This is a genomic window from Variovorax sp. 10N412 (genome assembly GCF_056394985.1).
This window is the reverse complement of record NZ_JBFTIO010000002.1, coordinates 486994-513507: the sequence shown is the minus strand read 5'-3', so window position 1 is coordinate 513507 and position 26514 is coordinate 486994. Positions and strand designations below refer to the sequence as shown.

The 26514-nt window shown below is 68.7% G+C and carries 26 protein-coding genes; 12 read left to right on the top strand and 14 right to left on the bottom strand.

Translation table 11 applies throughout. From position 1 onward, the window contains the following. The first annotated feature begins 21 nt into the window (after nucleotides 1–21). Entirely contained in the window at nucleotides 22–513 is a 492-nt protein-coding gene (locus AC1DJH_RS07940) for a GAF domain-containing protein (protein ID WP_472114967.1), read from the top strand. Here the strand turns inward: AC1DJH_RS07940 and moeA are convergent. The 5 genes from moeA to AC1DJH_RS07915 form a co-directional block, all read right to left on the bottom strand. Then, nucleotides 510–1829: a molybdopterin molybdotransferase MoeA gene (gene moeA, locus AC1DJH_RS07935; protein WP_478185320.1), complete on the bottom strand. Its 1320-nt coding sequence runs from the start codon at nucleotides 1827–1829 to the stop codon at nucleotides 510–512. The two genes, AC1DJH_RS07940 and moeA, sit on opposite strands and share 4 nt — an antisense overlap. Then, nucleotides 1826–2491 (bottom strand): molybdenum cofactor guanylyltransferase MobA, encoded by a 666-nt coding sequence (mobA, locus tag AC1DJH_RS07930; RefSeq protein ID WP_478185319.1) that lies wholly within the window; start codon nucleotides 2489–2491, stop codon nucleotides 1826–1828. Before mobA ends, moeA begins: the two co-directional genes overlap by 4 nt. Next, nucleotides 2488–3642, bottom strand: a complete 1155-nt coding sequence (gene moaA, locus AC1DJH_RS07925) for a GTP 3',8-cyclase MoaA (RefSeq protein ID WP_478185318.1) — start codon at nucleotides 3640–3642, stop codon at nucleotides 2488–2490. The genes mobA and moaA overlap by 4 nt, the downstream gene beginning before the upstream one ends. 57 nt (nucleotides 3643–3699) lie before the next feature. Beyond that, nucleotides 3700–4983: a serine hydrolase domain-containing protein gene (locus tag AC1DJH_RS07920; protein ID WP_478185317.1), complete on the bottom strand. Its 1284-nt coding sequence runs from the start codon at nucleotides 4981–4983 to the stop codon at nucleotides 3700–3702. An 81-nt stretch (nucleotides 4984–5064) separates the two neighbouring features. Next, the gene (locus AC1DJH_RS07915) at nucleotides 5065–5766 is read right to left on the bottom strand and encodes a hypothetical protein (RefSeq protein ID WP_478185316.1); all 702 of its coding nucleotides are present in this window, start codon (nucleotides 5764–5766) and stop codon (nucleotides 5065–5067) included. A gap of 192 nt (nucleotides 5767–5958) precedes the next feature. Between AC1DJH_RS07915 and AC1DJH_RS07910 the strand changes: the two genes are divergently transcribed. Further along, on the top strand, nucleotides 5959–6594 hold the full coding sequence (locus AC1DJH_RS07910; RefSeq protein WP_478185315.1) for a superoxide dismutase: 636 nt from the start codon (nucleotides 5959–5961) through the stop codon (nucleotides 6592–6594). An 11-nt stretch (nucleotides 6595–6605) separates the two neighbouring features. Then, on the top strand, nucleotides 6606–7526 hold the full coding sequence (locus AC1DJH_RS07905; protein WP_478185314.1) for a ZIP family metal transporter: 921 nt from the start codon (nucleotides 6606–6608) through the stop codon (nucleotides 7524–7526). 113 nt (nucleotides 7527–7639) lie between these two features. On the opposite strand, the gene AC1DJH_RS07900 is transcribed toward AC1DJH_RS07905, so the two are convergent. Both AC1DJH_RS07900 and AC1DJH_RS07895 read right to left on the bottom strand, forming a co-directional pair. After that, complete coding sequence (locus tag AC1DJH_RS07900) at nucleotides 7640–9073, bottom strand: aldehyde dehydrogenase family protein (RefSeq protein ID WP_478185313.1); 1434 nt, start codon at nucleotides 9071–9073, stop codon at nucleotides 7640–7642. 80 nt (nucleotides 9074–9153) lie between these two features. Next, the gene (locus tag AC1DJH_RS07895) at nucleotides 9154–9717 is read right to left on the bottom strand and encodes a peroxiredoxin (protein WP_478185312.1); all 564 of its coding nucleotides are present in this window, start codon (nucleotides 9715–9717) and stop codon (nucleotides 9154–9156) included. A 132-nt stretch (nucleotides 9718–9849) separates the two neighbouring features. On the opposite strand from AC1DJH_RS07895, the gene AC1DJH_RS07890 reads away from it, so the two are divergent. From AC1DJH_RS07890 to AC1DJH_RS07855, 8 genes are all read left to right on the top strand, one after another. Next, the gene (locus AC1DJH_RS07890; RefSeq protein ID WP_478185311.1) at nucleotides 9850–11424 is read left to right on the top strand and encodes a phospholipase D-like domain-containing protein; all 1575 of its coding nucleotides are present in this window, start codon (nucleotides 9850–9852) and stop codon (nucleotides 11422–11424) included. Between the two features lie 9 nt (nucleotides 11425–11433). Next, complete coding sequence (locus tag AC1DJH_RS07885) at nucleotides 11434–12210, top strand: sterol desaturase family protein (RefSeq protein ID WP_435483915.1); 777 nt, start codon at nucleotides 11434–11436, stop codon at nucleotides 12208–12210. Next, nucleotides 12188–13132 (top strand): fatty acid desaturase family protein, encoded by a 945-nt coding sequence (locus AC1DJH_RS07880; protein ID WP_478185310.1) that lies wholly within the window; start codon nucleotides 12188–12190, stop codon nucleotides 13130–13132. The genes AC1DJH_RS07885 and AC1DJH_RS07880 overlap by 23 nt, the downstream gene beginning before the upstream one ends. A 4-nt stretch (nucleotides 13133–13136) precedes the next feature. Then, nucleotides 13137–15053 carry an iron-containing redox enzyme family protein gene (locus tag AC1DJH_RS07875; protein WP_478185309.1) on the top strand — a complete coding sequence of 639 codons (1917 nt, stop codon included), beginning with the start codon at nucleotides 13137–13139 and terminating at the stop codon, nucleotides 15051–15053. Beyond that, nucleotides 15037–15957: a DUF6999 family protein gene (locus AC1DJH_RS07870; RefSeq protein WP_435483912.1), complete on the top strand. Its 921-nt coding sequence runs from the start codon at nucleotides 15037–15039 to the stop codon at nucleotides 15955–15957. The genes AC1DJH_RS07875 and AC1DJH_RS07870 overlap by 17 nt, the downstream gene beginning before the upstream one ends. Before the next feature lie 26 nt (nucleotides 15958–15983). Next, a complete protein-coding gene (locus AC1DJH_RS07865) occupies nucleotides 15984–16346 on the top strand; it encodes a hypothetical protein (protein ID WP_472115007.1) in 363 nt (120 codons plus the stop codon). Continuing rightward, nucleotides 16333–16563 (top strand): hypothetical protein, encoded by a 231-nt coding sequence (locus AC1DJH_RS07860; RefSeq protein ID WP_116907419.1) that lies wholly within the window; start codon nucleotides 16333–16335, stop codon nucleotides 16561–16563. The genes AC1DJH_RS07865 and AC1DJH_RS07860 overlap by 14 nt, the downstream gene beginning before the upstream one ends. A gap of 253 nt (nucleotides 16564–16816) precedes the next feature. Continuing rightward, nucleotides 16817–17404, top strand: coding sequence for a hypothetical protein (locus AC1DJH_RS07855; protein WP_472115010.1), 588 nt, complete (start codon nucleotides 16817–16819; stop codon nucleotides 17402–17404). A 21-nt stretch (nucleotides 17405–17425) separates the two neighbouring features. On the opposite strand, the gene AC1DJH_RS07850 is transcribed toward AC1DJH_RS07855, so the two are convergent. Beyond that, complete coding sequence (locus tag AC1DJH_RS07850) at nucleotides 17426–18271, bottom strand: metal-dependent hydrolase (RefSeq protein ID WP_478185308.1); 846 nt, start codon at nucleotides 18269–18271, stop codon at nucleotides 17426–17428. Between the two features lie 129 nt (nucleotides 18272–18400). Between AC1DJH_RS07850 and AC1DJH_RS07845 the strand changes: the two genes are divergently transcribed. Beyond that, the gene (locus tag AC1DJH_RS07845) at nucleotides 18401–19030 is read left to right on the top strand and encodes a TetR/AcrR family transcriptional regulator (RefSeq protein WP_478185307.1); all 630 of its coding nucleotides are present in this window, start codon (nucleotides 18401–18403) and stop codon (nucleotides 19028–19030) included. Here AC1DJH_RS07845 and AC1DJH_RS07840 read toward each other — a convergent pair. The 6 genes from AC1DJH_RS07840 to AC1DJH_RS07815 are packed head-to-tail and all read right to left on the bottom strand — an operon-like array spanning nucleotide 19027 to nucleotide 26468. Then, the gene (locus AC1DJH_RS07840) at nucleotides 19027–20175 is read right to left on the bottom strand and encodes an ABC transporter permease (RefSeq protein ID WP_478185306.1); all 1149 of its coding nucleotides are present in this window, start codon (nucleotides 20173–20175) and stop codon (nucleotides 19027–19029) included. The genes AC1DJH_RS07845 and AC1DJH_RS07840 overlap by 4 nt on opposite strands. Then, a complete protein-coding gene (locus AC1DJH_RS07835; RefSeq protein WP_478185305.1) occupies nucleotides 20175–21359 on the bottom strand; it encodes an ABC transporter permease in 1185 nt (394 codons plus the stop codon). Before AC1DJH_RS07835 ends, AC1DJH_RS07840 begins: the two co-directional genes overlap by 1 nt. A 22-nt stretch (nucleotides 21360–21381) precedes the next feature. After that, a complete protein-coding gene (locus AC1DJH_RS07830) occupies nucleotides 21382–22368 on the bottom strand; it encodes an HlyD family secretion protein (RefSeq protein WP_435483906.1) in 987 nt (328 codons plus the stop codon). Beyond that, nucleotides 22368–23801, bottom strand: a complete 1434-nt coding sequence (locus tag AC1DJH_RS07825; RefSeq protein ID WP_478185304.1) for a TolC family protein — start codon at nucleotides 23799–23801, stop codon at nucleotides 22368–22370. Before AC1DJH_RS07825 ends, AC1DJH_RS07830 begins: the two co-directional genes overlap by 1 nt. Before the next feature lie 4 nt (nucleotides 23802–23805). Next, the gene (locus AC1DJH_RS07820; RefSeq protein WP_435483904.1) at nucleotides 23806–24528 is read right to left on the bottom strand and encodes a MerR family transcriptional regulator; all 723 of its coding nucleotides are present in this window, start codon (nucleotides 24526–24528) and stop codon (nucleotides 23806–23808) included. Nucleotides 24529–24566: 38 nt separating this feature from the next. Then, a complete protein-coding gene (locus AC1DJH_RS07815; protein WP_478185303.1) occupies nucleotides 24567–26468 on the bottom strand; it encodes a YhgE/Pip family protein in 1902 nt (633 codons plus the stop codon). Nucleotides 26469–26514: the final 46 nt, after the last annotated feature.

The following is a 26514-nucleotide window of genomic DNA, read 5'->3' as shown; positions in this document are numbered from 1 at the left end:
CGGGGGCCTGATAATCGCGGGATGACTGAAACCTCACGTTTGGCTGAACTGCGCCGCGTGGCCATCCTCGACACGAGCGAAGAGGCCGCCTACAACGAAATCACCCGCCTTGCCGCGCAGATGTGCGGAACGCCCATTGCGCTGATCTCGCTGGTCGACGACCGGCGGCAGTGGTTCAAGTCGCGGGTGGGGCTGGAGGCGGCGGAAACGCCCCGGGCGCATGCGTTCTGCGCGCATGCGATCCAGACGCCCGGCGAGGTGATGGTGGTCAACGACGCCCTGGCGGACCAGCGCTTCAAGTCGAACCCGCTGGTCACCGGCGACCCGAGCATCCGCTTCTATGCAGGCGCGCCCCTGGTGACGAGCAATGGCGAAGCGCTGGGCACGGTGTGCGTGATCGACACCAAGCCGCGCGAGATCAGCCTCGAAGCCCTGGAGCAACTGCGCTTCCTGGCGCAGCAGGTGGTCACGAAGCTCGAGGAACGGGCGCGCGACAACGACGCTTCGGCCTAGATCGCCCCGTCGAACATCATCACGTCGACCTCGTCGCCCGGCGCGACGTTGCCCTGGGCGTGGTGCAGCACCACGAGCCCGTTGGCCTCGAGCATCGAGCTCAGCACGCCAGAGCCCTGGTTGGCGGCCACCGTCACCTGGGGCAAGGCCCCGTTCACCGACGTGACAAAGCCGCGCTGGTACTCGGTGCGTCCGGGCTTCTTGCGGATGGGGCCCGTGCTGCGGGCACGCAGCAAGGGCGGCGGGGCGCAGGCGGTTGCGTGGCAGCCCATCAGGCGCAGCAGGGCCGGGCGCACGAAGGCCAGGAAGGTCACCATCACGGCCACCGGATTGCCCGGCAGGCCGAACAGCAAGGCCGGCTGCGTCGAGGCGTCGGGCCCGTCCCGTGGAATGAGCCCCACGGCCAACGGCCGGCCGGGGCGCATGGCCACCCGCCAGAAGGCCATGTCGCCCAGCTGCTGCATCACGTCGCGCGTGTGGTCGGCAGCGCCCGCGCTGACGCCGCCGCTGGTGACGATGGCATCGGCCTCGCGCGCCGCGCGCTTCAGCGTGGCCGCCAGCGTGGCCGGGTCGTCGCGCACCAGGCCGAGGTCGATCACCTCGCAGCCCAGCTTCGCGAGCAGGCCGAACACCGTGTAGCGGTTGCTGTCGTACACCGCGCCTTCGCGCGGCGCCTCGCCCAGGCTCAGGATTTCGTCGCCCGTCGAGAAGTACGCAACCCGCAGCCGCCGCAGCGCGCTCACGCCGGGCAGGCCCAGGCTCGCGACCATGCCCAGCGCGGCCGGCGACAGGCGCTCGCCCCGGCGCAGCGCGGGTTGGCCCTGCATGAGGTCTTCGCCGGCAAAGCGGCGGTTGTCGCCACGGCGCACCACATGCGCCGGAAAGCGCACCTGGTCGCCCTCGACGTTGCAGAACTCCTGCGGAATCACGGTGTCGAGCCCGGCCGGCATCATCGCGCCGGTCATGATGCGCACCGCGTCGCCCGCGCCCAGCGCGCCCCGCCAGGCCGCGCCGGCCAGCGCCGTGCCCACGACGCGCACGGTGACAGAGGCGTCGCTGGGCGCGTTTTCCCGCAGCAAGGCGCCGTCGAAGGCATAGCCGTCCATGGCGGAGTTGTCGTGCGGCGGCACACTGATGGGCGAGACGATGTCCTCGGCCAGCACGCGGCCCAGCGCATCGAAGAGCGCCACGCTTTCGCGCTGGGTAACGACGCACGGCGCGGTGAGTCGCGCAAGAAAGGCATGCACCGCTTCGACGCTCAGGTCGGCGGCGTCGTAGCCCGGCAGGGCGGCGGCGATGTCTGCGATGCGGCTCATCGGTTCTCGAGCGCGTGCAGCTCGATCAGGGTGTTGACGTTGAAGAAGGCCTCGGGCGCATCGCCGGGGCGGTCGAAGGGCACGCGCACCGTGCGGTGCTGCGCGGTCCAGGCGTGGACCTTGCGGCCGCCGGCTTCGGTGTAGCGGCGCAGGCTGTGGTGCAGGTCGGCGCGCAGCAGGCAGAACACGGGTTGGGGGCGCAGCGCGGCGGCGGTATCGCCCTCGGCGGTTTCGGGGGCGGCAACCATGGCGATCTCGGCATCTTCGGCGGCCGCCGCCGCTGCTTCAGCCAGCCGGGCTGCCAGGTCGAGCGGAAACAGCGGGGTGTCGCAGGGCACGGTCAGCAGCCAGGGCGTGGTGCAGTGTTCGAGGCCGCTCAGGAAGCCGGCGAGCGGCCCCGGGTAGTCGGCCAGGCTGTCGGGCCACACCGGTGCGCCGAAGGCTTCGTAGGCGGCCCGGTTGCGGTTGGCATTGACCATGAGCGCACCGACCTGCGGGCGCAAGCGGCGAATCGCATGCAGCGCCAGCGGCTCGCCTCGGAAGAGCTGCAGGCCCTTGTCGACGCCGCCCATGCGCGAGCCGCGTCCACCGGCCAGCAGCAAGCCCGTGATGTCAACAGGCGCGATGGCGGGCTGCGCGTGCATGGCCACGGCCGGCCTCATCCGCCGATGTAGCTCATCTCGACGCGGCGCGGGGCCTTGTCGCCCGCGCTGCCGCTGCGCTCGTCCTCCGGTCCGCGCAGGGCGCGCAACTCGGAATAGCGGTCGGCGCGGCCCTGCCAGATGTGGCCGATGGCGGAAGACAGGTCGTCGTCGCTCGCGGTGCCGCGCAGCAGCGGTCGCAGGTCGTGGCCCGCGCTGGCGAACAGGCACAGGTACAGCTTGCCTTCGGTCGACAGGCGCGCGCGGCTGCAGTCGTGGCAGAAGGCCTGTGTCACGCTGCTGATGACCCCGATTTCGCCGCCGCCGTCCGCGTAGGCCCAGCGCTGGGCCGTTTCGCCGGGCGTGGAGGCCTCCAGCGGCACCAGCGGGAACTCGGCATGGATGCGCGCGATGACGTCGGCCGAGGGCAGCACCTCGTCCATGCGCCAGCCGTTGGTGGCGCCCACGTCCATGTATTCGATGAAGCGCAGCACCACCTTGCCGCCGTGGTGCTGGCGAAAGTAGCGCGCCATCGGCAATATCTCTTGCTCGTTGGTGCCGCGCTTGACCACCATGTTGACCTTGATGGGCCCCAGGCCCGCGGCCAGCGCCGCGTCGATGCCGGCCAGCACGTCGGCCACCGGAAAGTCGACGTCGTTCATGTGGCGGAACACGGCGTCGTCCAGGCTGTCGAGGCTCACCGTCACGCGCTGCAGGCCCGCGGCCCGCAATGCGGCGGCCTTGCGCTGCAGCAGCGATCCGTTGGTGGTGAGCGTGAGCGCCAGCGGCTCGCCACCCGGCGTGCGGATGCCGGCGAGCTGTTCGATCAGCCCTTCGATGTTCTTGCGCAACAGGGGCTCGCCGCCGGTGAGGCGGATCTTGCGCACGCCGTGGCCGGCGAACAGGCGGGCCAGCCGCGTCATTTCCTCGAAGCTCAGCAGCGCGCTGTGCGGCAGGTACTTGTAGTCCTTGTCGAACACGTCCTTGGGCATGCAGTAGCTGCAGCGGAAGTTGCAGCGGTCGGTCACGCTGATGCGCAGGTCGGTCAGGGGCCGGCCCAGGCGGTCGAGCAACTGGCCGGTGGCAGGCACGGTCAGCTCCGGCACGGCCACGGCGGGTTGCGCGTGGCCGACGGCGGAAATGGGAATGACGGTGCTGCTGCTGTTCTTCATGGCGTCGAGGGGAGAGGGCGATTTTGCGCCATCGCCCATGAGCCCACTCGGCGCAGGCTACTTGAGCACGGCCGCATAGACCATGTTGCGCGCAAGGCTCCGGTAGTGCGTGCGGTACTTGGGCGACTGCAGCATGAGCACCACGAACATCTCGTTCCTGGGGTCGACCCACATGTAGGTGCCGCCCGCGCCGCCCCAGTTGTATTCGCCGCCGGCCGCCGGATAGGGCGCCTCGCCGTCGTTGCGGCGCACCGCGAAACCCAGGCCGAAGCCGTAGCCCGGGCCCGGCAGGTACAGCGGACCGGGCACGATGCCGGCGCCCGCGTTGGCATGGTCGGAGGTCATCAGCGCCAGGGTGCGCGGACCGAGGTAGCGCTTGCCGTCGAGCGAGCCGCCGTTCAGCAGCATCTGCAGGAAGCGCGCGTAGTCGTTCGCCGTCGACACCAGCCCGCCGCCGCCCGACTCGTACTTGCGCACGATGCGCGGGTCGTTGAAGTCGGCCCCCACGCCGAAGCTGCGGTCGCTGGGCAGCGGCTCGGCAATGCGCGGCTGGCGCGCCGCCTCCGGCACGTAGTAGCTGGTGTCCTTCATGCCCAGCGGGTCGAGCAGGCGGGTTTTCTCGAACTGGTAGAGCGACTGGCCCGACACCACCTCGATCACGCGCCCCAGGATGTCGGTCGACTGGCTGTACTCCCAGGTCGTGCCGGGCTGGTAGGCCAGCGGCAGCCTGGCCAGGCGCTGGGAAAACTCGGCCAGCGTCGGGTCGCCGGCGCCCAGGCCGGCGGCGTTGTAGGCCTGCTTGACCAGGCCCGGGCCGAAGAAGCCGTAGGTCAGGCCCGAGGTGTGGCGCATCAGGTCCTGCACGGTGATCGGGCGGCGCGCGGGCACGGTGTCGAGCACCGGCTTGCCGTCGGGGCCGGGCTTCTCGACGCCCACCGTCATGCTGGCGAACTCCGGCAGGTAGGTGGCGACGGGGTCGTCCAGCTTCAGGCGGCCGTCTTCCACCAGCATCATCGCGGCGACCGTGGTGATGGGCTTGCTCATCGAGTAGATGCGGAAGATGCCGTCGCGCGGCATCGGCGCGCCCGTGGCCGTGTCGAGCTTGCCCACCGGCTCGAACCAGGCCACCTTGCCCTGGCGCGCCACCAGCAGCACCGCGCCAGGGATCTTGCCGGCGGCCACGTCGGCCTTGAGCACGTCGCTGAGCATCTGCAGGCGCTCGCTCGACAGGCCGACCTGCTCGGGCGTGGCGGTGGGCAGCGCCTGCGCGGCGGCCAGCAGCGGAATGGCCAGGCCGAGGCCCAGCACGGCGGTGCACAGGGTGCGTTTCAGGAATCTCATGGATTTGTCTCCGTCTTGTTGTGGTGAATTCAAAACCGGCACGACGGTCTTGGGCGCCGTCTGTTGCGTGTCCGCACCGGGCTATCCGCGGCAGAGCTTCAGGTTGGTGCGGGTGGCTCGCACGACGGGCAGGATGTCCTCGGCGTCCGCCGGTGGATAGTTTTCCTTCACGCCCTCGTCGGTGCGCGCGGCATCTTCGGCCAGCGGTTCGAGCGTCTTGAGGCAGCCCGCGCGGTCGCCGAGCCGGAACTGCGTGATCGCCAGGTCGTTGCGCACGCGGCCTTTGGTGATCCAGTCCAGCGTCTTGTCGCAGTCGCCGAGCACCGGTGCGAGGGTGGTCCGGGCGGCGGCGTAGTCCTTGGCGTCGTACTGGCGCTTGAAGGTCTTGCGGGTGGCGGCCACGGCCTTGGTGGTGCAGGCGGGGGCCGGCATGGTGTACGTGCCTTCGAACGAGGCGCGCGCCCCGCAGCTCTGGCGGCAGTCCTCGGAGCCGTTGCTGGTGACCTCGACCACGCGGCCCTTGACGGTGAAATTCACCACGCACGCGGTGTCGTCGATCTTCGACTTGCCCCGCACGATGGTGCCGTCGAGTGCGCACAGGTGGGCGTTCGGGCCAATGGTGTTGAGGTCGAAGCGCCCGCTGGGCTTGACGTTCAGCGAGCCGGCGCCGCCTTCGTAGATGTACTCGCCGGCGGGTGGATTGGCGGGCTGGGCGCCGGCAACGCCGGTGCCCAGCAGCAACAGGAACGCGGGTACGAGGGACAGGATGCGATGCAATTTCATCGGTGCGAAGCCTTTGGTGAGGACGCGTGGCAGTGTATCGATGCCCTCGCCGGGTGTGCGGTGTTGGCTTGTTTGAGGCATCGCATGTTTCGATGTCTTGACGCGGCCAATGAGAATTCCTATCATTTGGCTGCCTGAGTACGCACCAAGTCGACAACGCAAAGGGCTCTTCCAACCCAGGAGCTCCAGCCCGTGCCGTACACCTTGCCAGCCTTGCCCTATGCTTTCGATGCGCTCGAACCGCACATCGACGCGCAGACCATGGAAATCCACCATGGCAAGCACCACCAGACCTATGTGAACAACCTCAATGCGGCGTTGAAAGACACGCCGCACGCGGGCACGCCGGTCGAGCAGCTGATCGCCGGTGTCGAGGATCTGCCCGAGGCGCTGCGCGCACCGGTACGCAACAACGGCGGCGGCCACGCCAACCACAGCCTGTTCTGGTTGGTGATGGCGCCGGTCGGGCAGGGCGGCGGCAGTGCCCCCACGGGCGCGCTGGCCCAGGCCATCGACACCGACCTGGGCGGCCTCGACGCGTTCAAGGACGCCTTCACCAAGGCCGCCCTCACGCGCTTCGGCAGCGGCTGGGCCTGGCTGTCGGTGGGCGCTGGCGGCAGGCTCGCCGTGGAAAGCAGCGGCAACCAGGACAGCCCGCTGATGCGGGGCATCGGCTCGGGCAACACGCCCATCCTGGGGCTGGACGTGTGGGAGCACGCCTATTACCTCAAGTACCAGAACCGCCGCCCCGAGTACATCGCGGCCTTCTACAACGTGGTGAACTGGGCCGAGGTGGCCCGGCGCCACGCCGCCGCGACCGCCGGCTGAGGAGCGGGCCCATGAACGAACCGCTGCACGCCACGGTGGCCGGCGCACAGCCGAAGCCGGCACGTCCGATGCGCGAATGGGTCGGCCTGGCCATCGTCGCGGCCGGTGGGCTGGTGGCGGTGTCGCAGTTCTGGCAGTTCGTGCGCGCCGACCCGCTGGTGTGGAACGCCTTGCTCGGCGGCTCGATTGCCGCGCTGGCCACGGCGCTGGGCACGCTGCCGGTGCTGTTCTCGCAGAAGCTGCCCGACCGTTTGCAGGACACGCTGTTCGGCTTCGGCGCCGGCGTGATGCTGGCCGCCAGCGCCTTCTCGCTGATCATTCCGGGGCTGGAGGCCGCGAAGCAGGTGGGCGTGTTCGGCGGCGGCAGTTGGGCGGCGGGCGGGGTGATCGGCTCGGCCATCCTGCTGGGCGGCGCGGTGCTGATGCTGATGGACCGCGTGCTGCCGCACGAGCACTTCATCAAGGGCCGCGAAGGCCAGAGCGCGAAACAGCTGCGTCGCACCTGGCTTTTCGTGTTCGCGATTGCGCTGCACAACGTGCCCGAGGGCCTGGCGATCGGCGTAGGCTATGCGGCCGACAACGGCCTGCGCGCCGACGCGCTGGCGACCGGCATTGCGATCCAGGACGTGCCCGAGGGCCTGGTCGTCGCGGTGGCGCTGCTGGCCGCGGGCTACAGCCGCGTGTTCGCGGTGCTGATCGGCATGGCATCGGGCCTGGTGGAGCCGCTGGGCGCGGTGCTGGGCGCCGCGGTGGTCGGCCATTCGGCGATGCTGCTGCCCTGGGGCTTGGGTTTTGCGGCGGGCGCGATGCTGTTCGTCATCAGCCACGAGATCATTCCCGAGTCGCACCGCAAGGGGCACGAAGCCTTCGCCACCAGCGGGCTGATGATCGGCTTCGTGCTGATGATGCTGCTGGACACCGCGTTGGGGTAGGGGGCCTTCGTGGGACACCGCGGAACCGGCTTTGCCGGGCCGCAGGTGTCGCCCCCGGCGAGGGGGTTGGCGAAGCGACACGAAGTGCGCGCAGCCTGGGGGAGCGCCAGGTTCTAGCCGTGCTTGACTGCGACGGTCTTGAGCGTGGTGAAGCCGTACAGCGCCTCGAAGCCCTTCTCGCGGCCGTAGCCCGATGACTTCACGCCGCCGAAGGGCAGTTCCACGCCGCCACCCGCGCCGTAGTTGTTGATGAACACCTGGCCGCTGCGCACGCGCTTGGCCATGCGGAACTGGCGCGAGCCGTCGGCGGTCCACACGCCGGCCACCAGGCCGAACTGCGTGGCGTTGGCAAGCGCCACCGCCTCGTCTTCGTCGGTGAAGGACATGGCGGCCAGCACCGGGCCGAACACCTCCTCCTGCGCCAGGCGATGGCCCACGGGCACGTCGCGCAGCAGGGTGGGGGCCTGGTAGAAGCCCGTTTCTGGCGCTTCCTCGACCACGACGCCCTGCGCCACCATCGGAATGCCGGCATGTTGGGCATCACTCAGGAAATCCCACACGCGCTGCTGCTGCGTCTGGCGGATCAGCGGGCCCACGTCGAGGTCCATCGCGGCGGGGCCGACGCGCAGCGCCTCGAAGGCATGTCCCAGGCGCTCGAGCAGCGGCTCGTAGATGTTGCGCTGGATCAGCACGCGCGAGCCGGCCGAGCAGGTCTGGCCCGCGTTCTGCACGATCGCGTTGATGACCACCGGGATCACCGCGTCCAGGTCGGCGTCGGCAAAGACGATCTGCGGGCTCTTGCCGCCGAGCTCGAGCGTGACCGGGCAGTGCCGTTCGGCCGCCACCTGCTGGATCAGCGTGCCGATCTTCGGGCTGCCGGTGAAGCTGATGTGGTCGATGCCCTCGTGCCGCGCGAGCGCGTCGCCCACCTCGTGGCCGTATCCCGTCACGATGTTGAGCGCGCCGGCCGGAAAACCGACCTCGGCCGCCAGCTGCGCCACGCGAATCAGCGACAGGCAGGCGTCTTCGGCCGGCTTCACCACGCACACGTTGCCCGCGGCCAGCGCGCCGCCCACGCTGCGCCCGAAGATCTGCATCGGGTAGTTCCAGGGAATGATGTGGCCGGTGACGCCGTGCGGCTCGCGCCAGGTGAACACGCTGTAGCCGTCCTGGTAGGGAATGGTCTCGCCGTGCAGCTTGTCGCAGGCGCCGGCATAGAACTCGAAGTAGCGCACCAGGGCCACGGCGTCGGCGCGGGCCTGCTTCACGGGCTTGCCGCAGTCGCGTTGCTCGATGAGCGCCAGTTCGTCGACGTGCTCGGCGATCTTCTGCGAGAGCTTGTAGAGCAGGCGGCCGCGGTCGGCGGCGCTGACCTTGTGCCACACGCCCTCGAAGCAGTCGCGCGCGGCGCGCACGGCGGAGTCGATGTCGGCGGCGTTGCTGCGCTGGATCTCGTCGAAGGTTTGACCGTCGGAAGGGTCGATGACCGGCAGGGTGCGGCCGGAGGAGGACGGAACGTCCGCGTTGGCGATGTAGTTGAGCTGCATGGGGCAGGATTTTGCGCGAAGCGCGCGAAATCCGTGGCCGGGCGCGACGGCAACCCCTGTGCAGCTGCTGTGTGCCGCCTCTACTTGGCGGCCGTGGCCTTCGGCAGTGCCCGCACGGCGTTCAGCGTGCGTTCCACATGCTTGTCGGGGTTCAGGTTCTGGTAGTAATAGGCGACCTTGCCGTCGGGTGCGATCACGTAGGACAGGCGGTTGGCGAAGTCGGGCCGGGTCTGCATCAGCGCGTCGAAACCGTTGATGACGGTCTTGGCTTCGTCCGACGCCACCGGAAAGCGGCTCTGGCAGGACTTGACGGAAAACTTCGACAGCGTGCCGATGTCGTCCGCCGAGACGCCGATGACAGTGGCGCCCAGGGCGGCGAACTTGTCGACGGCCTCGGCGAAGGCGTGCGCCTCGATGGAGCAGTCGGCGGAGTCGGCGGCCGGAAAAAAGTAGACCACCACCGGCCCCTTGGCGAGCGCGTCGTTCAGCGAATAGCGAAAGGTCTTGCCGCCCAGGGCGGCGTCGGCGGTGAAGCGGGGCACGGGGTCGCCGATGTCCAGCGCGGCCCAGGCGGGGAGTGCAAGGGCCGGGACAGCGGCAAAAACAGTCGTCACGGCGATGCGCGAGAAGGTCGAACGGGCCATGATGTACTCCGGTGCGGTGTGGCGGGAATTCTAGGCCGCGGCGTGAACGCAGGGGCTTGCCTGAAACCGGCACCGCCCCGCGGGCGTACAAGAAGACAACGACAAAACCACAACGCAAGGTAAATCTCGATCATGAAGGCCTGGACCTCACTTCTGCGCATGGCGCTTGCAGGCGCTCTGGCCGCGGCGCTCGGCGCCTGCGGCTCCCTGCCGCCGACGCCGGAAAGGCCGGCGGAGTTTTCCGCGTCCGCCGATGCGTCGACCACGCTGGCGAAGATCGTCGACGCGTCCACCCCGCCGGGCGAGCATTCGGGCTTCCGGCTGATGCCGCTGGGCGTTTACTCGCTGGACGCGCGCATCCAGCTCGCGCAGCGGGCCCAGCGCTCGCTGGTGGTGCAGTACTACCAGCTCGAGAACGACGCGGTGGGCCGGTTGCTGCTGCGCACGCTGCGCGAAGCGGCGGCACGCGGCGTGAAGGTGCGCGTGCTGGTCGACGACCTGTACACGGTCAAGAGCCAGCAACTGTTGCTGGCCCTGTCCGAAACGCCCAACGTGCAAGTGCGCCTGTTCAACCCGTTCTGCTGCGGGCGCAACGGCTTCCTGTCGCGCTTTGCGGCCTCGCCCTTCGAGATCGTGCGGCTCAACCACCGCATGCACAACAAGCTGTTCATCGCCGACGGCGTGATGGCGGTGGTGGGCGGGCGCAACATCGCCGACGAGTATTTCGTGCTGAGCGAGGCGCAGAACTTCATCGACATGGACGCGCTGGTGGTCGGCAAGGTGGTGCCGCAGCTCGAGCAGATCTTCGACGCCTACTGGAACAGCGTGCAGGTCTGGCCCATTGCCGACATCGTGGCGGGCGAGGGCGGCCACAAGCCCGGCACCGCCGACTTCGACAGCTGGGTCGGCATGGCCGCGCCGCCGCCGAAGATCGTGCTGCCGCCTTCCGACATCCTGGGCTACGGCCCGATCGCCGAGGAGCTCGACGGCGGCCGCATGGGCCTGCTGTGGGGCGAGGCCCGCGCCATCGCAGACCCGCCCACCAAGCCCGCGACCATGACGGCCGACGAGGCCATCGCCACCAGCGTGACGATGAAGGTGTGGGCCCTGCTGCTGGACGCCAAGACCGAGGTCGACCTGACCTCGCCCTACCTCGTGCCCGGCGAGCGCGGCATGGCCGCCTTCGAAGACCTGGCCAAGCGCAACGTGAAGCTCACGCTGCTGACCAACTCGCTGGCCGCCAACGACGAACCGCTGGTGCACACCGGCTATGCGCGCTACCGCCAGCGGCTGCTCGAAAGCGGCGCCGACCTGTACGAGCTGAGCCCGCAGCGCACCAGCAAGGGCGAGCGCTTCGGCATGTTCGGCAAGTCGCTCGGCCGGCTGCACGCCAAGACCGCCGCCATCGACAAGAAGCGCATCTTCATCGGCTCGATGAACCTCGACCCGCGCTCGGCCAGCCAGAACACCGAGATGGGGCTGGTGGTCGACAGCCCGCAGCTGGCGCGCGAGATGCTGCGCATCATCAACATCAGCAAGCTGCAGAACTCCTACCGGCTGCGCCTGGCCAAGGACACCGGCACGCTGCAGTGGCTCACCAACGACGGCGAGAAAGAGGTCATCCTGACCTACGAGCCGGAGTCGGGTTTCTTCCAGCGCTTCTACAACATGCTCATTGCACCCATCGTTCCCGAGATGCTGTTGTAGCCTCGGGGGATGGCGCAGACTTTCTCCTCGTTGTCCGCCCCGCAGGTCATGCTGTGGGGCGTCCTTTTTTTCGGCGGCATCTATCTCGGTTTCGGCGGGCTCACCTGGCTTTTGACGAAGCGCGTGCTGCCGGCGCTGGGCATCGGGCGCGTGCTCGATCCGCGGCCGTTGCAGCCGGGGCAACTGCGGCGCGAGCTGGGGCAGTCGGGCGTGTCGGTGCTGATCTTCGGGCTGGGCATGGTGTTTCCGTGGGGCTTGCTGCAGCTGGGCTGGGCGCGGCTCGACGGCGATGCGGGCTGGCGGCAGGTCGCGCTTGAAATCCTTGTGCTCGCGGTCTGGAACGACGTGCATTTCTGGGTCAACCACCGGCTGCTGCACACGCGCTGGCTGCGGCGTTTTCACGGGCCGCACCACCGCTCGTTCGTGACCACGCCCTGGGCGACCTACAGCTTTCATCCCGTCGAGGCGCTGATGCTCGGCAACGTGATCCTGCTGCCGATGGTGGTGCACGACTTCAGCTTCTGGGCGCTGGCTGCGGTGCCGGTGTTCAGCCTGTTCTTCAATTGCGTCGGGCATTCGAACTACGACTTCTTCACGCGCGTGTCGTACAGCCACTGGTTCGCGGCGAGCCGCCGGCACCACCTGCACCATGCCGTGCACAACGGCAACTACGGTTTTCAGTTCACCTTCATGGACCGGCTGTTCCGCACCCGCATCGCGGCCGACGCGGCCGAGCCGCTTTTCCAGGCTTTCCACAAGAAGCATGGCGCGACCACGATCGCCTGACGCGCGCCATCGCTTGCCGAGGCTGCGCCACGGGCGGGACTGGCAGAGCCTGGCCTACCTCGTGGCCTTGCCTGCGCTGGCGGCCTGGCAGTGGGTGCACGGCTTCGACCTCGTGCTGTATGCGCTGATGCTGTTCCTCACGCTCGGCGTCGGCGTGATCCATCACAACCATGTGCACCTTCGCATGTGGCGCGGCCGGCGCATGAACCGCTTCACCGACTTCTGGATCACGCTGCTGCAGGGCCATCCGACCTTCGTGTTCTGGCCCGCGCACGTGGCCAACCACCATCGCCATCGACACGGTCCGAAGGACGTGGCGCGCACCTACCGCTTCGGCGGCGACACCAACCACCTGTGGGGTTACCTGCTGCACCCGATCCAGGCGGTGTGGGTGCTGGTGCCGGTGTTTGTCGAGTGGCTCGCGCGGTTGAGGCTGCACCGGCGCGGCGCGTGGCGCTACTGCATGGCGCAGTACGCGCTGTGGCTGGGAAGCTGGGCGGTGCTGCTGGCGCTCGACTGGCGCCGCGCGCTGGTCTTCGTGATCGTGCCGCAGCTGCACGGCCTGCACTGGCTGCTGGCGACCAACTACCTGCAGCACGCCCACGCGGACGGCCGAAAGACATCACGCAAGGAGGCGCCCGGCGATACCCCGGGTAGCCAGCTGAACTACGCCCGCAATTTCGAGGGGCTGGTGAACCCCTTGCTGTTCAACATCGGCCTGCACACCGCACACCACGAGAACCCGCATGCCCATTGGTCCGAGCTCACGCACCTGCATCGCACGCGCTACCGCGCGCAGGTCGCGCCCGTGCTCAACGAGGGCGGGCTGGTGCCGTACATGGTGCGCGTGTTCGTGCTGGGGACCGTGTGGCCGCGTTTTCGCAGCCGCCCGCTGATGCCTCCCGATTCACCTATCTCCTGAACCCATGCCCGTTTCATTCCAACGCGTCTACCTCGAGAGCGCCGGCTATTTCATGCCGGGCGAACCCATTCCCAACGACCGCATGGACGCGTACATCGCGCCGCTGAACCGCATGTCGGAGCGCATCAAGCGGCGCATCCTGGCGGAGAACGGCATCCTCACGCGGCATTACGCCATCGATGCGGAAGGCGTCACGCAGCACACCAACGCGCAACTGGCGGCCGGCGCCATTCGCGACTGCCTGCGGCGCGGCGGGGCCGAGCTGTCGCGCGTGTCGCTGCTGGCCAGCGGCTCCTCGGGCGGCGACACGCTGATGCCGGGCTTCGCCAACATGATCCAGGGCGAACTGGCGGCGCAGCCGATGGAGACGCACTCGGTGCACGGCATCTGCGCGGCGGGCGTGTCGGCGATCCAGACGGCGGCGCAGGGCATCGAGCTGGGCGCGCACCGCACGGCCATGGCGGTGGCGAGCGAGATGCCGTCGCGCCTGTTCAAGCGCTCGCGTTTCGCGGCACGCGGCTACGAAGCCGACTTCGACTCGCATTTCCTGCGCTGGATGCTCTCCGATGGTGCGGGAGCCTTGCTGCTGTCCGACGGCACGCCCGCGCTGGCCGGCGCGCCGGGGCTGCGGCTGAAGCTGAAATGGGTGCACCAGCGCGCGTTTTCAGGCGACTACCCGGTGTGCATGCAACTGGGCCTGACCGAAGACCGCGCGCGCGGTCACCTCGACTTCGGCTCCTGGGCCGAGGCCGAAGCGGCGGGCGCCTTGTCGCTGCGGCAGGACATCCGGCTGCTGCCGCACCTGTTCGACATCGGCATCCATGAATACGCGGGGCTGGTGCGTGACGGCTGGGTCGATCCGAAGCGGGTGGATCACTTTCTTTGCCACTACTCGTCGGAAAAATTCATTCCGGTGGTCGAAGACCTGATGGCCAAGGCCGACCTGTCGATTCCGCGGGAACGCTGGTGGAGCAACCTGGCATGGCGCGGCAACACCGGCGCGGCGTCGATCCTCGTCATGCTGGCCGAGTTCCTGCACACCAGGACTTTGAAGCCGGGCGAGCAGATCTTCTGCTACGTGCCGGAGTCGGGGCGCTTCATGGCCGCCTACATGCTGCTCGAGGTCGAGGCTGTGGATGCCGCGCCCGTGGCGGTGGCGCCCCGCGCGGCGGCAGTGCCCGACGACGACCTGGTGATTGCGCCCCCGCACGACCCGGCCGCCGCGCCCGAAGGCCTGGGCGCCCTGCTGACCGAGCTGGCCGCCATCTGGCACGACTACCGTTCGCGCGTGTGGCGCACGCCGCTCGTGCGGCAGATCCGCGAGCGCCGCTTCGCCGTGCCCGACTACCTGAACTGGATGGAGCAGTGGGTGCCGCAGGTGCGCGAAGGCAGCTTGTGGATGCGCGAAGGCGCTGCCTCGCTGAGCGAGCCTTACCAGATGCTGGCCTCGTTGATCGGCGTGCATGCGGGCGAGGAGCAGAACGACTTCAACATTCTCTTCAGCGACTACCGTCGGGCCGGTGGCAAGGTCGAGCGCATCGAGGACCTGCGCCGCAACCCCGGCGGCGAGGCGCTCAACGCCTACCTGCACGGCCTGGCCGCCACGCGCGACCCGATCGGACTGCTGGGCGCGATCTACATCATCGAGGGCACGGGCCAGCGCATCGTGCCGGCGCTGCTGCCGTTGCTCAAGGCCAGCCTGAAGCTGCCGCCCGACGCCTTCCGCTTCCTCGAATACCACGGCCACAACGACGAGCACCACCTGAGCCGCTGGCTCACCGCGGTCGAGATGGTGATGGCCGTGGAAGGGCAGGCGCGCGCCGCCCGCCAGATCACCGACACCGCGCGCCACACGGCCGCGCTGTACCTGATGCAGTTCCAGCACATCACCGAGCGAATGCCCCATGGACCGAACACCTGACTTCCTGACCCAGGCCCACGACGAGCGCGACCCCAGCCCCTGGCTGGCGCTGTACCTCGACCAGAGCACGCCGCTGCCTGACAACGTGAAGTCGGCGTGGCTGGCCGATTCGAGCTCGGGCTCGCGCCAGTACCTGCTGCCGTTCCTGCGGCCGCTGGCGCGGCTGACGATCATCCTGATCCAGGTCGTGAAGGTGTTCGTGCCGCGCAACTGGTCGCACTCGATGCTGCTGCATCGGTTTCTGGCGTGGGGGCTGAAGCGCTTCGTCTCGCCCGAGGCCAACTGGCTGATCCTGCGGCACTTTCACCTGGGCTCGCAGGTGCTGGCCTTCATCGGGCGCAATTCACCGGCGCCCGTCGGAACCCATCCGCTGGAGCCGGCGGACATCGACGCGTTGAAGGACGAGATGTTCCTGAAGCACGACCTGAACCTGTTCAACTTCGTGATCCGGCTGAACACCGCGTTGCGCGACAAGGGGCTGGCGCTGTGCAAGGCCGAGAACGTCGACTTCTCGATGATCAAGGAGCCCGGGCTGCGGCTGGAGGACATGCCCCAGGGAAAGCTCAATTTCCTCGACCTGCAAAGCGCCATCGAGCTGTTCACGCCGCTGTACCAGCTGATGCTGACGGACAACGACTTCTGGCGTGCGGCGAACTCCTTGCAACTGGATGAAACCATCGGCATTTACACCGCGACCATCCTGAATGCGCCGGAACACCTGATCCTGGTCAACAACAAGCATCCGCTGGTGCCGCTGTCGACCCTGCGGGCGGGGCACCGGCTGGTGATCCATGGGCTGTCGACCGAGATGCTCCACAGCCTGCTCCAGCGCATGCAGGCGGCGCAGAACCTGCAGCAGGCGGGGGCGCCGGAGACGACCCTCTACGAGCAGCCACTTGCATAGGCGTATGCTGCCCCCAGATGGAACTCATGAACACCACCGATAATCCGTCTCCCAAGACCGATCTGGCAGTGACCCATGTACTGGCTCATCTGCTGGAAAAACTCGAGCACAGTGCCGTGCCCGTCGGCGCAGCGCAGTACCGCTCCGTTGTCGAGCACCTGGTGCACGAGTTCGAGGACGTCGAACAGGGAGCCGAACTCGGCCGACTGCTCGACGCCTTTCCGGCCGCGGCCGAGGTGTACGAAAACCTCAATTACCAGCACGCCGGGCTTTGCCGCTCGGCACTAGACGCTTCGCTGGCTGCTGAACTCAGCGCCCGTGAAGCCATTGCACGCGCCATGCGCCGTGCCGAACCGAACAGCAAGGAAAAGACGCATGGCGAAGGGTGAAGTGAAGACGGCAGTGGTGGCGGACGGCCTGCGCTACAAGACCAAGGCACCGGGTTCGCCGTTTCGTGCCTCCGCGTCGTTCAGCGGCGCGACCATGTCGTGCTTCATGTGCGGCAAGCACCGGGTGCGCTCGCAGCTGCGCACGCGCCAGGTACTGGGCAAGTCCCAGACCGTTTGCGCGCCGTCGTGCAAGGCGCTCGACGAATCCCTCGAATAGGGGCGTTGGAAACACGCCACTGACGGGGTTACCTGCTAGCACGTTAGGAAGACATTTAGGAGACATTCCCGTGTGCAGAAAGTCACGGATGGCTTCCACAGTGGCTGCAATCGCTATACAGTTGGAAACAAATGATGCAAGTAATTGCATTTACTCCAAAGTTCTAATTTGTAGTCGATTCCAATGAATTGCAGCCACGCCAATGACTCTTCGCGCGGGACATGGGGTCCAACGCTTGCAAAGGGGTGCCGCCATGGCTAAACCGCGCCACGTCATCATGCAGGTGGTCAAGCGCTCGTCTGGCAGCGCCACTCACCATGTCGAGTTCCTGATGGACGACAACTTTGCCGAGCGCCTGCGCCAGTTGCGTTCGCTGGTTCCACCGCTGGGCAGCCTCAACAAGCAACGCGATCTGGTGATCGACAAGGTGAGGGTGCGCCTGCCCAACGCCATCTGGCGCTCGGGCAGCGAGATCGAGATGGACGGGGGCGTGGACGGCTCCTGCATCGTCATTGCCGCCGAGGGCTCGTTCAACTGCGGCGGCAAGGACCGCAAGACGCGCGAGAAGCTCGTCACCTACAACTTCGCGATTGCGCGCCTGATCGAGTTGCATGCCGAGCGCCCCGAAGGCGAAACCCTCTACATCCGCGACGGCGTGTTCGCCAACGACGAGCCGGCCGAATCGCCAGCCGGCCGTTGGGTCACGTCGATGCACGAACTGGAAGCCGTGATGCGCGTGCCGGACGCCCCGTCCGACTTCGACACGCTGCACGACCTTTCGCTGCGCCCCGAGCAACCGCAGCCCGGCAACGGCGCGCCGCACCGCGCCAGCTTCTACTGAATCCTGGCTGGTCGGCCGGCGCTAGGAAGCGGCCGCGGCCGCTTCGGGCGCTGCGCCCACAGGCATGTACTGCGCGCGGTTGTCCGCCAGCCAGCGCTCCGACAGGACACTGTCCTGCTGCGCCGGATGGAAGTCCGACCGCAGGTAGCTGCGCCAGCCTGCGACGTTGCCGCGCAGCAGGCCGTCGCGGCTCAGCAGGATGCGCGCTGCGCTCTTCCACGTCGACCATTTCCACAGCTGTTTCTCGTGGCGCAGGTTGTCGACGGTCTGGCGCATCAGGTCGCCCAGGAACATCATCGTCACGCGGCGGAACCAGCGGTTGCGCCACGCGTCGGAGCCGCCCGCGGCCTTGTAGATGTCGAAGGCCACGCTCTTGTGCTCCAGTTCCTCCGCGCTGTGCCACAGCCACATGGTGCGCAGCCTGGGCTCGGCGCCCTCGAGAATCTGCGGATGGGCCAGCAGCCATTCGGCGAACATCGCAGTGAAGTGCTCGGTGGCCGCCGTGACCGCCAGCGCGTGGCGCGGATCGGTGTTCTCCATCAGCGTCAGGCGCTTGCTGGCACGCGCCGTCCAGCCGTCCACCAGCCCCTGGCTTTCGAGGTGGTTGTTGAACAGTGAATGAATGCGCCGGTGCGTGGCCTCCTGGCCGATGAAGCCGCGCACCTCTGCACGGTGCTTGTCCTGCGCCTCGGATGGCAGCGTGGCCACGGTGTTGCGCACCGCGTCGATGAAGAACTGCTCGCCGAAGGGGAAGCTCATCGACAGGGCGTTGAAGAAAGCGGTCGAGAATGCATCGCCGCCACACCAGTTTCGGGAGAAGGGCGACTGCAGGTCGATCAGAAGACGGCGGACAACGAGTTCGGTCATGCAAAAACCTCGGAAAAAAGCCCGGAATGCGTGGGCTGGAAAGTTGGTACAGCTTCGTACCGCTTGCCTTCATGTTGCAATCGTGAATCGGTACTGTCAAGTACCGAAGCGTAGGAAAATGTACGGTTCATGAGCGAAACCATTGAAAAACCAGCGTCTTCCAGGTCTGGCGACGCGCCGGGGAGCGAGCACTACGCGCGCCTGCTGCAGGGCATGGCGCACGCCGTGGCCGCGAAGGGCTACGCGGAGACGACCATCGCCGACATCGTGCGCGAGGCCGCGGTGTCGCGCCGTACCTTCTACGAGCACTTCAGCACCAAGACCGAGTGCCTGATCGCGCTCTACGAAACGGCGAGCCGGCTTGCCTTGCAGGCGGTGAGCGAGGCCTTCGACCCGGTGCAGCCCTGGCACACCCAGGTGGAGCGGGCCATGGCGGCCTATTTCGAGTACCTGGCGCAAGACCCGGTGCTGCTGCGCACGCTGTTCGTCGAGATCCTGGGCCTGGGCATGCCGGGCCTCGTGGTGCGGCGCCGGGTGAACGACGAGATCGCCAGCTTCATCCAGGTCGCGATCAACAGCAGCGGCAGCCCCCAGGAGCCAGCGGCGCACCTGACCGCAGAGATGGCGATGACGGTGGTCGGCGGCATCAACGAACTGGTGCTGCAGGCCATCGAGCAGGACCGCGCGGGCGACCTGCGCGAGCTGGTGGCGCCGGCCACGCGGCTGGTGCGCGCGGTGGCGGCCGAGAGCCAGCGTTAGACGCGCTTGCGTTCGACGGCGCGTGGCGTGGCTGCCAGCCACAGGGTCAGCAGTCCGGCCAAGGTCAGCACCAGCAGCCCGCCGAGGTAAGGCAGCACGTCGTGCAGCGGCGCACCCATCTGGTTGAGCCGCAGCGAGGCCTGGATGCCGGCCGTGCTGGGAAAGATCCAGCGCAGCACCTGCAGCGGCCCCGGCAATGCTTCGACGGGCCAGGAGAAGCCCGAGAGAAAAGCCATCGGCAGGGCGGTGAACAGCAGCACCTGCAAAGCTCGCTCGCGGTCGCGGAACCAGCAGCCCAGCAGCAGGCCGGCGGTGCAGATCGCCGGCACGTAGAAGGCCAGCAGCACCAGCGCACCCCATGGATTGCCGCCGCGCGGATAGTCCTGCAGGAAGAACACCCAGCCGAAGTAGAAAAGCCCGCTCAGCAAGCCGAACCCCGAGAGCGCGCCCAGCCGCCCCAGCCAGGCGCCCATCGAGGCGCGCAGCCGCCCGGCCTCGGCCCAGGTACCGGCCAGCATGGCCGCGCCCATCAGCAGCGTCTGCTGCAGGATCAGCAGCGCCACCGCCGGCACCACGTAGCTGCCATAGCCTTCGGTCGGGTTGAACAGCGCGACGAGTTGCGTGTTGAGCGGGCTGCGGCTGCGTGCGGCCTGTATCGCGCTCTGTCCGCCTGCCTGCAGCTTGCGGATCTCGACACCCGCCGACACCGTGCCCACCGCCTCCGAGAATCCGTACAGCACGGCCTTGTTGAGCAAGGCATACGCCCCGTTGCCTTCGATGGTGACCACGGCCGAGGTGCCGCGCAGCACCTCGCGCCTGAGGTCGGCTGGCAGCAGCGCATAGCCCTCGATCTCGCCGCGCCACAGCGCCTGCTGCGCCTCGTGCACGTCGGCGGTGACCATGCGCACGTCGAGGCGCGGATTGGCCATCGCGAAGCGCGCGATCTGGCGCGACAGCGCACTGTGGTCCTGGTCGACCACGGCCACCGGCACGCGCGTGACGGCCTGCGTGCCGTACGGCCACGGGTAGAAGAAGCCGTAGATGACAGGCGCGAGCAGCATGATCAGCAGCACGCCCTTGTCGCGCAGCACGGCCACGGCGGTATCGCGCCATGCCGCGCCGAAGTGCGAACGGTCCTTCGTCATCAGCGGCCACCCCAGCTGTCAGGCGCCCTGGCGGCGCGCGCCAGCGCGCCGGCCGTCGCCGACAGCAGCACGGCGGTGCCCAGCACCATCCACAGCGGCGTGGCCGCCGAGTAGGCCAACGGCGCACCCATCTGCAACTGCTCCATCTGCACCCGGATGTAGTGCGTGTAAGGCAGCAGGTTGGCCCATGCCTGCGCGAAAAACGGCATCGCGACCAGCGGGAAGCCCACGCCGCCGAACGCGAAGGCCGGCGCAGTGATGAAGCCCGTGGCCGACAGCGCGGTGCGCAGGGAGCGCGTGAGGCCCGACACGAACGCGCCCAGCGCGATCGACAGCGCCAGGAAAACCACCAGCGCAAACAACGTCCAACCGAGCGAGCCCACCGGGTGCCACCCACGCCCCGCCGTGATCCACAGCATCGCGGCGATGGCCACCGCGCTCAGGCTCGCGAACGGCAGCGCCAGCTTGCCCGCCAGCGCAGCCAGCGCCTCGTGCCAGCGCGGCGCGGCGCCCAGCCATTCGCCGATGCTGCGGTCGCGCAGCTCGCGGCCCACGGCCCACGCGCCGGCCGTCATCGCCAGGATGTGCAGCAGCGCGGGAATCAACGCCGCGCCCAGGAACTGCTCGTAGTCGGTCGAGGTGTTGAACAGCGCCACCATGCTCGCCTTGATCGGCTCCATGCTCACGCGCGCGGCCGTCATCGATTCGCCGCGCTTGTTGCGCACCGTGAGCTCGACGCCGCCCGACACGGTGGCCACGGCCGTGCGCACGTCGCGCTGGATCAGGCTCGAATGCGTGCCGAGCTGCGCGTTGTGCAGCAACACGACCTGGCCGGTGCGGCCCTGCTTGACGTCGCGGCTCAGCGTGCGCGGCAGCTGCACCGCCGCGTCGACCGCGCCGCTGGTCAGCGCGCGCGCCATCTCTCCTTCGTCGCCGTAGTGCTGCACCACGCGCAGGCCGGGCGTGGCGTCCAGAAAGCGCACCAGCTGGCGCGACAGCGAGGAGCGGTCCTGGTCGAGCACGCCGATCGGCAGCCGCTCGGGCAGCCCGGCCGAGAAGATCCACCAGATCAGCAACACCGCGAGCAGCGGCACCCACGAGACCATGGCCAGGTCCCAGGGGCGCGTGCGCAGCAGCGCGAACTCGCGCCGTGCGCTGGCTGCGGAAAAGCCGCGGAGGCTCATCGGATCTGCGCTCCGTGCCGGGTCAGTCCACCAGCACGCTCATGCCGGGCCGCGCGCCCTCGACGGGTTTGAGCGGCCGTGCACGAACCTCGAAGGTGCGCACGTCGAAGCCGGCGCCGCCGCGCGTGGCGCGCCAGGTCGCGAAGTCGGGCAGCACGGCGCTGTAGTAGACCTTGAAGCGCGCCGTGCGCTTGTCTTCGGCCAGCGCGGGCAGGCGCGCGTCGAACTCGTTGCCCGTCGCGAACCGGGCGAGCCGGTCTTCGCGCACGTTGAGCACCAGCCACTGGTCGTTGAGGTCGACCACCGTCACCACGGCCACGCCCTGCGGAGACAGCTCGCCGACCTTGGCCAGCACCTTGGCCACCTCGCCGCCGACGGGGCTGCGCAGCTCGGTCTCGGCCTTGGCGGCCTGCGCTTCGGCGACCACGCCGGCGACCTGGCGCGCCTGCGCATTGGCCGCGGCCTTGTCTTCGGGCCGGGCGCCGCTGCGCGCCATGTCGTACTGCGCCCTGGCGGCAATGGCGGCGTCACGCGAAGCCTTCCAGTTGGCTTCGGCCTCGTCGCGCTTCTGGTCGGCCACCAGGCCTTCGCGCGCCAGCCCGTCGACACGGCGGAACGAGGTCTGCGCGAGCTGCGCCGCGGTTTCCGCCCGCTGCCATTGCATGCGCGCCATCTCGAGCTCCTGTGGCCGCGCGCCGTTCTGCGCCTTGTCGGCCACGGCCTGCGCGGCCTGCTCGGCGGCGGTGGCCTGCGCGAGCTTGGCGCGCACTTCGGGGCTGTCCATGCGCACCAGCACCGCACCGGCCTGGATGCGATCGCCTTCCTTCACCAGCACATCGGCCACGCGCGCCGTGACCTTGCCGGCCACGTCGGTCTCGCGTGCTTCCATCTGGCCCTGGAACACCTCGGGCGCGGGCTGCGACGCGCGCCAGAAACCCCAGACGAGCACCGCCAGCACGAGCAGGGCGGCAAGGATGGCGATCAGTTGTCGGGTCTTGGCACTCATCATCAATTCACCTTCACGTCTGCACGCGCGATGTAGTCGGAAAACCTGTCGGAAATGCCCGCGCTCTCGAGCAACTGGGCCAGCGCCTGCACATAGTCGTTGGCGGCCTGCGCGCGTTCGGTCAGCACCTTGGCCTGGTTGGTTTCGGCGTCGATCAGGTCGAGCGTGGTGCTCGTGCCTTCGCGAAGTCCCGAGACGCGCAGCCTGACCACCTCTTGCGCGAGTTCGACCGAGGCCTTCATCTCCAGGTACTGGCGGCGTGCGTTTTCCAGCGCGCGCCAGTTGCGCTCGACCAGCAGCGAGATGTCGCTGCGCGCCTGCGCGTCGGTGCGCTCGGCCTGTTCGATCTGCTTGAGCGAGGAGGCCGACAGGGCGCTGCGGTCGACCGAGTCGTACAGCGTCCAGCGCACGCCGATGCCGGCCACCCAGTCGGCGTTGCCGCTCTTGAGTTCGCGCGTGCCGAAGGCAATGACCTGCGGGCGGCGCAACGCCTCCTCGCCTTCGTGCAACTGCTCGGCCTGCGACTTCTTGGCCGCGACCTTGCCCAGGCCGGGGTGGCGCGTGAGCGCCGAATCGATGAAGTAGCCCAGCGGCTCCACCGGCGTGCTGAGGATGAAGAGCGGCGTCTGCGGCGCCACGCTGCCGTCCGCGCGCACCGTGCGGGCGAGCGCCACGGCGGCCAGCGCCGCGTCGTCCTCTGCCTTGCGCGCGTTGCGGCGCGCTTCTTCGTAGGCGGCGCTGGCCTGCAGCCGCTCCACGCGCGAGATCACGCCGGCCGCGAGCATCTTCTGCGCGGCCGAATCGTGTTGCGCGATGGTGCGCTCGGCCTGCGCGCGCAGCGTGGCCGCGCGCTGCGCGAGCTGCGCGCCGAAGTAGCGCTGCACCAGCAGGGTGTCGACCTCGTGGCCGGCCTGTTCGGCATCGGCCTGCGCCTCGCGCGTCTGTGCCGACACGAAGCCGCGCACCGCGTCGGTCGCGCCGCCCACGTACAGCGGCCACACGGCCGAGATCGAGGTGTTGGTGCCCGTGTCGTGCCGGTTCAGCGTGTAGCTGTTGGGCAGTTGCGGAATGGGCACGCGCGAGATGAAGCTCTGGACCGACGAGGGCAGCGAGGAACCGATCTGCCCCAGCTTCTGGTTGAGCGGATCGAGGTCGAGGTTCAGGTTGGCGTTGTACGCGTAGGCCAGGCCCGAGATGCTGACCACCGGGCCGCCCAGGCCCTTGACGCCTTCGCCCTGCAGCTCTTTCGATTCGACGGCCGCGCGCGCTGCGGCCAGCTTGTCGGAGCGGTCGACCATGCGGGCGCGGGCTGCGTCGAAGCTCAGTGAGAGGGTGTCCGCGCGGGGCGGCACCTGTGCGAAGGCCGAGGTACCGAGCCCGATCAGGGCCGGCAGCAGGAGCAGGGAAGGGAAGAGGGCGTGGCGAGGTCGTTGCATCGTTTCAGGCTGCCTTGCGCAGCAGGGTGTCGAGCTCCTGCTGCAGGATCACGGGAAACGCGGCCTGCACCGCGCCGGTGGCGAGCGGGCGCGCTTTCTCGAGCAGTTGGGCCAGGCGGTCGGCATCGATGGCGTCGCCGCTCAGCAGGCTGTCGGCCAGCGTGCGCAGCCAGTGGCGCGCCACGGTGCGCAGCGTGCGCGCCATGGTCTCCTGCATGCCGATCACCTGCTCCAGCGGCAGGCCGAGCGCGGCGAGTTGCTCTGCGACCTGGCCCAGCGCGGGGCTGAGCATCTGGATCTTGCCGTCGGGCAGTTCGCGCATCAGGCCGGCCCTGGTGGCGCGTGCGAGCAGGGCGGGCGTCATCTGGCCTTTCCACTTGGCGGCGAGCGCCTTGGCCGACACCACCACCGGCGTTTCTTCGGCGAACAGGCTGCCGGAGACCGAGCGCGCCACGGCGACCAGGTCGGGCCAGGACGAGGCCGGCGCGCGCGCAAAGATGCGGCGGATGGCCTCGATGCCGAAGCCCTGGTCGCGCAGCTCGCGGATCAGCGCCAGGCGCTGCGCGTGCTCGTCGTCGTACAGGCCCAGGCGCCCCCGAAGCCGGGGCGGTGGCAGCAACCCTGCCGTGCTGTAGGCGCGGATGTTGCGCACCGTCACGCCCGTGTGCGCCGCCAGGGCCTCGATGGAGAGGTCCTGGGCAGCAGCGAGGGCAGGGGCGGAATTCATGTGACGGTACGAATGTTACATCGTGAATGTCACATATATCAAACCTGGATCGTCGGCTTGTAGTCGGCCAGCAGCACGTCGTTCCACTTGCCGAAGATCGCCATCAGCCCCACCGCCACCGTGCCGGACAGCACCACCACCCCGCAGGCATACGCCCATCCGTTGTCGAAGGCGCCGAACATGACCGCGCGAAACGCCTGCACCACCCAGCTGAAGGGCAGCCAGCTGTGCACGTCGCGGAAGAAGCCGGCCGACAGCTCCACCGGCAGCACGCCGCCGCCGGCCGACAGCTGCAGCGTGAGCAGCAGCACCGTCAGGATGCGGCCGAAGTCGCCGAACACATGGAGGATGGCGAACAGCACCACCAGGAACACCAGCGAGGCCAGCACCATGGTGAGTGCCAGCGCGCCCACGCGCGGCGCCTGCACCTGCAGCACGCCCAGCAGCGTGGCCAGCACCAGCGCCACCTGCAGCAGCACGACGAGCGCCGGCATGGTGATCTTGCCGAGCGTCTTCGCCAGCTTCGGGTAGTGGGTGTGGTCGGTCAGCACGATGCGGATGTTGAACAGGTAGCCGGCCATCACCGCGCCGATCCACAGCGCCACCGACACCATGTTGGGCACGAAGGCGCTGCCGTTGTTGGCCACCGGGGCGACCACCTCGACCTTCGGCTCGACCGAGTCGGCCAGCCCCGAGGCACTGCCCTGGATACGGGTGATGGAGGCGGGCAGGGCAGCCTCGATGGTGCGCACCCCGGTCAACAGACGCTGCGCGCCCTGGGACAGTTGCGCGCCGCCCTGGACGAACTCATCGAGCTTGCGGTCTTCGGGCAGCTTGCCGCCCAGTGTGCGGATGCCGGCAGACAGCGCGCCCATGCCGTCGGTGAGCTTGCCCACGCCGCCTTCGAGCGCCGCAGCGCCGGCCACCAGCTTCTGGCTGCCGTCCTCTGCCTTGGTCATCGCGGCCTGGGCCTGGCCGAGCCCGCCGCGCAGCTTGTCCGCACCGGTTGCCAGGTCCCCGGCGCCCCGCGCGAGCCGGTCGCCCACGAAGGGAATGTCGGCCGATTCCTTCTGCATCTTGCGTGCGCCGTCACCCAGTTGGCCGGCGCCTGCATTCAACTGGTCCAGGCCATCGCCGATCTGCGCGAGCCCGCTGCCGAGTTCGCGCTGCCCCGCCGTGAGCTGCTGCGCGCCGGACTTGAGCGCGCGCAGGTCCGCATCGGCCGGCAGCTTCGACTGGATGGTGCGGATGGCGCCGTTGACCTGCTTGAACCCGCTGCCCACCTGCTGGGCGGCCGCGCTGTACTGGATGGCGCCCGTGGCCAGCGCCTGGCTGCCGTCGCGCAACTGCAGCAGCGCCTGCTTGAGCTGTTCCAGCCGTTGCTGCGAGCCGGAGGCCGCGTTCAGCACCAGCTCCCAGCGCTGCTCGTTGAGCATCTCGTTGACCTGGTGGCCCAACTCGCCCGCGAAGCGCCGGGCCAGGCCGGCCGAGCTGTAGTTGTTGCCTTCGGAGGTGTAGACGACCAACCGGCCTGCGCCGCGCTGCGTGCCGGGCACCGCATTGGCGCTGAAGTCGCCCGGAATCAGCAGCACGAAGGCGAGCGTGCCGCGGCGCACTTCGGCGCGCGCGGCCTCGGGGTCGGTCATGGTGCGAAAGCCGAAGGCGCGTTTTTCGAGCAGGGTGCGCGTGAGCTCGTCGCCCACGTTCACGGAGTGCGCCATGTAGGTCACGCCCCGGTCCTGGTTCACGATGGCTGCCGGCAGGTCGGCGGTGTGGCCCGCCGGGTCCCACACGCTCGTGAGATAGATCAGCGCATAGAGCGCAGGCACCACGCCGACTGCCACCACGGCCAGCAGGATGCGCGGAAAGCGCCGCACGATGGCCAGTTCGGCCCGTGCAATGGCCCAGGTGCCGGCGAACAGTGCGTGGAGGTAGTGCATGGCGCTAGTGTGTACGCAGCGCCATGGCGATCGGCCCGGGAACGCA

Coding starts and splice junctions, on each gene's coding strand:
- AC1DJH_RS07815 (WP_478185303.1), bottom strand. CDS start 26,468: ATGCACTACCTCCACGCACTGTTCGCCGGCACCTGGGCCATTGCACGG.
- AC1DJH_RS07860 (WP_116907419.1), top strand. CDS start 16,333: ATGGCGAAGGGTGAAGTGAAGACGGCAGTGGTGGCGGACGGCCTGCGC.
- AC1DJH_RS07900 (WP_478185313.1), bottom strand. CDS start 9,073: ATGCAGCTCAACTACATCGCCAACGCGGACGTTCCGTCCTCCTCCGGC.
- AC1DJH_RS07870 (WP_435483912.1), top strand. CDS start 15,037: ATGGACCGAACACCTGACTTCCTGACCCAGGCCCACGACGAGCGCGAC.
- AC1DJH_RS07920 (WP_478185317.1), bottom strand. CDS start 4,983: ATGAGATTCCTGAAACGCACCCTGTGCACCGCCGTGCTGGGCCTCGGC.
- AC1DJH_RS07835 (WP_478185305.1), bottom strand. CDS start 21,359: ATGAGCCTCCGCGGCTTTTCCGCAGCCAGCGCACGGCGCGAGTTCGCG.
- AC1DJH_RS07865 (WP_472115007.1), top strand. CDS start 15,984: ATGAACACCACCGATAATCCGTCTCCCAAGACCGATCTGGCAGTGACC.
- AC1DJH_RS07915 (WP_478185316.1), bottom strand. CDS start 5,766: ATGAAATTGCATCGCATCCTGTCCCTCGTACCCGCGTTCCTGTTGCTG.
- AC1DJH_RS07895 (WP_478185312.1), bottom strand. CDS start 9,717: ATGGCCCGTTCGACCTTCTCGCGCATCGCCGTGACGACTGTTTTTGCC.
- AC1DJH_RS07840 (WP_478185306.1), bottom strand. CDS start 20,175: ATGACGAAGGACCGTTCGCACTTCGGCGCGGCATGGCGCGATACCGCC.
- AC1DJH_RS07825 (WP_478185304.1), bottom strand. CDS start 23,801: ATGCAACGACCTCGCCACGCCCTCTTCCCTTCCCTGCTCCTGCTGCCG.
- moeA (WP_478185320.1), bottom strand. CDS start 1,829: ATGAGCCGCATCGCAGACATCGCCGCCGCCCTGCCGGGCTACGACGCC.
- mobA (WP_478185319.1), bottom strand. CDS start 2,491: ATGAGGCCGGCCGTGGCCATGCACGCGCAGCCCGCCATCGCGCCTGTT.
- AC1DJH_RS07875 (WP_478185309.1), top strand. CDS start 13,137: ATGCCCGTTTCATTCCAACGCGTCTACCTCGAGAGCGCCGGCTATTTC.
- AC1DJH_RS07855 (WP_472115010.1), top strand. CDS start 16,817: ATGGCTAAACCGCGCCACGTCATCATGCAGGTGGTCAAGCGCTCGTCT.
- AC1DJH_RS07880 (WP_478185310.1), top strand. CDS start 12,188: ATGGCGCGACCACGATCGCCTGACGCGCGCCATCGCTTGCCGAGGCTG.
- AC1DJH_RS07850 (WP_478185308.1), bottom strand. CDS start 18,271: ATGACCGAACTCGTTGTCCGCCGTCTTCTGATCGACCTGCAGTCGCCC.
- AC1DJH_RS07905 (WP_478185314.1), top strand. CDS start 6,606: ATGAACGAACCGCTGCACGCCACGGTGGCCGGCGCACAGCCGAAGCCG.
- AC1DJH_RS07890 (WP_478185311.1), top strand. CDS start 9,850: ATGAAGGCCTGGACCTCACTTCTGCGCATGGCGCTTGCAGGCGCTCTG.
- AC1DJH_RS07845 (WP_478185307.1), top strand. CDS start 18,401: ATGAGCGAAACCATTGAAAAACCAGCGTCTTCCAGGTCTGGCGACGCG.
- AC1DJH_RS07940 (WP_472114967.1), top strand. CDS start 22: ATGACTGAAACCTCACGTTTGGCTGAACTGCGCCGCGTGGCCATCCTC.
- AC1DJH_RS07885 (WP_435483915.1), top strand. CDS start 11,434: ATGGCGCAGACTTTCTCCTCGTTGTCCGCCCCGCAGGTCATGCTGTGG.
- moaA (WP_478185318.1), bottom strand. CDS start 3,642: ATGAAGAACAGCAGCAGCACCGTCATTCCCATTTCCGCCGTCGGCCAC.
- AC1DJH_RS07830 (WP_435483906.1), bottom strand. CDS start 22,368: ATGATGAGTGCCAAGACCCGACAACTGATCGCCATCCTTGCCGCCCTG.
- AC1DJH_RS07820 (WP_435483904.1), bottom strand. CDS start 24,528: ATGAATTCCGCCCCTGCCCTCGCTGCTGCCCAGGACCTCTCCATCGAG.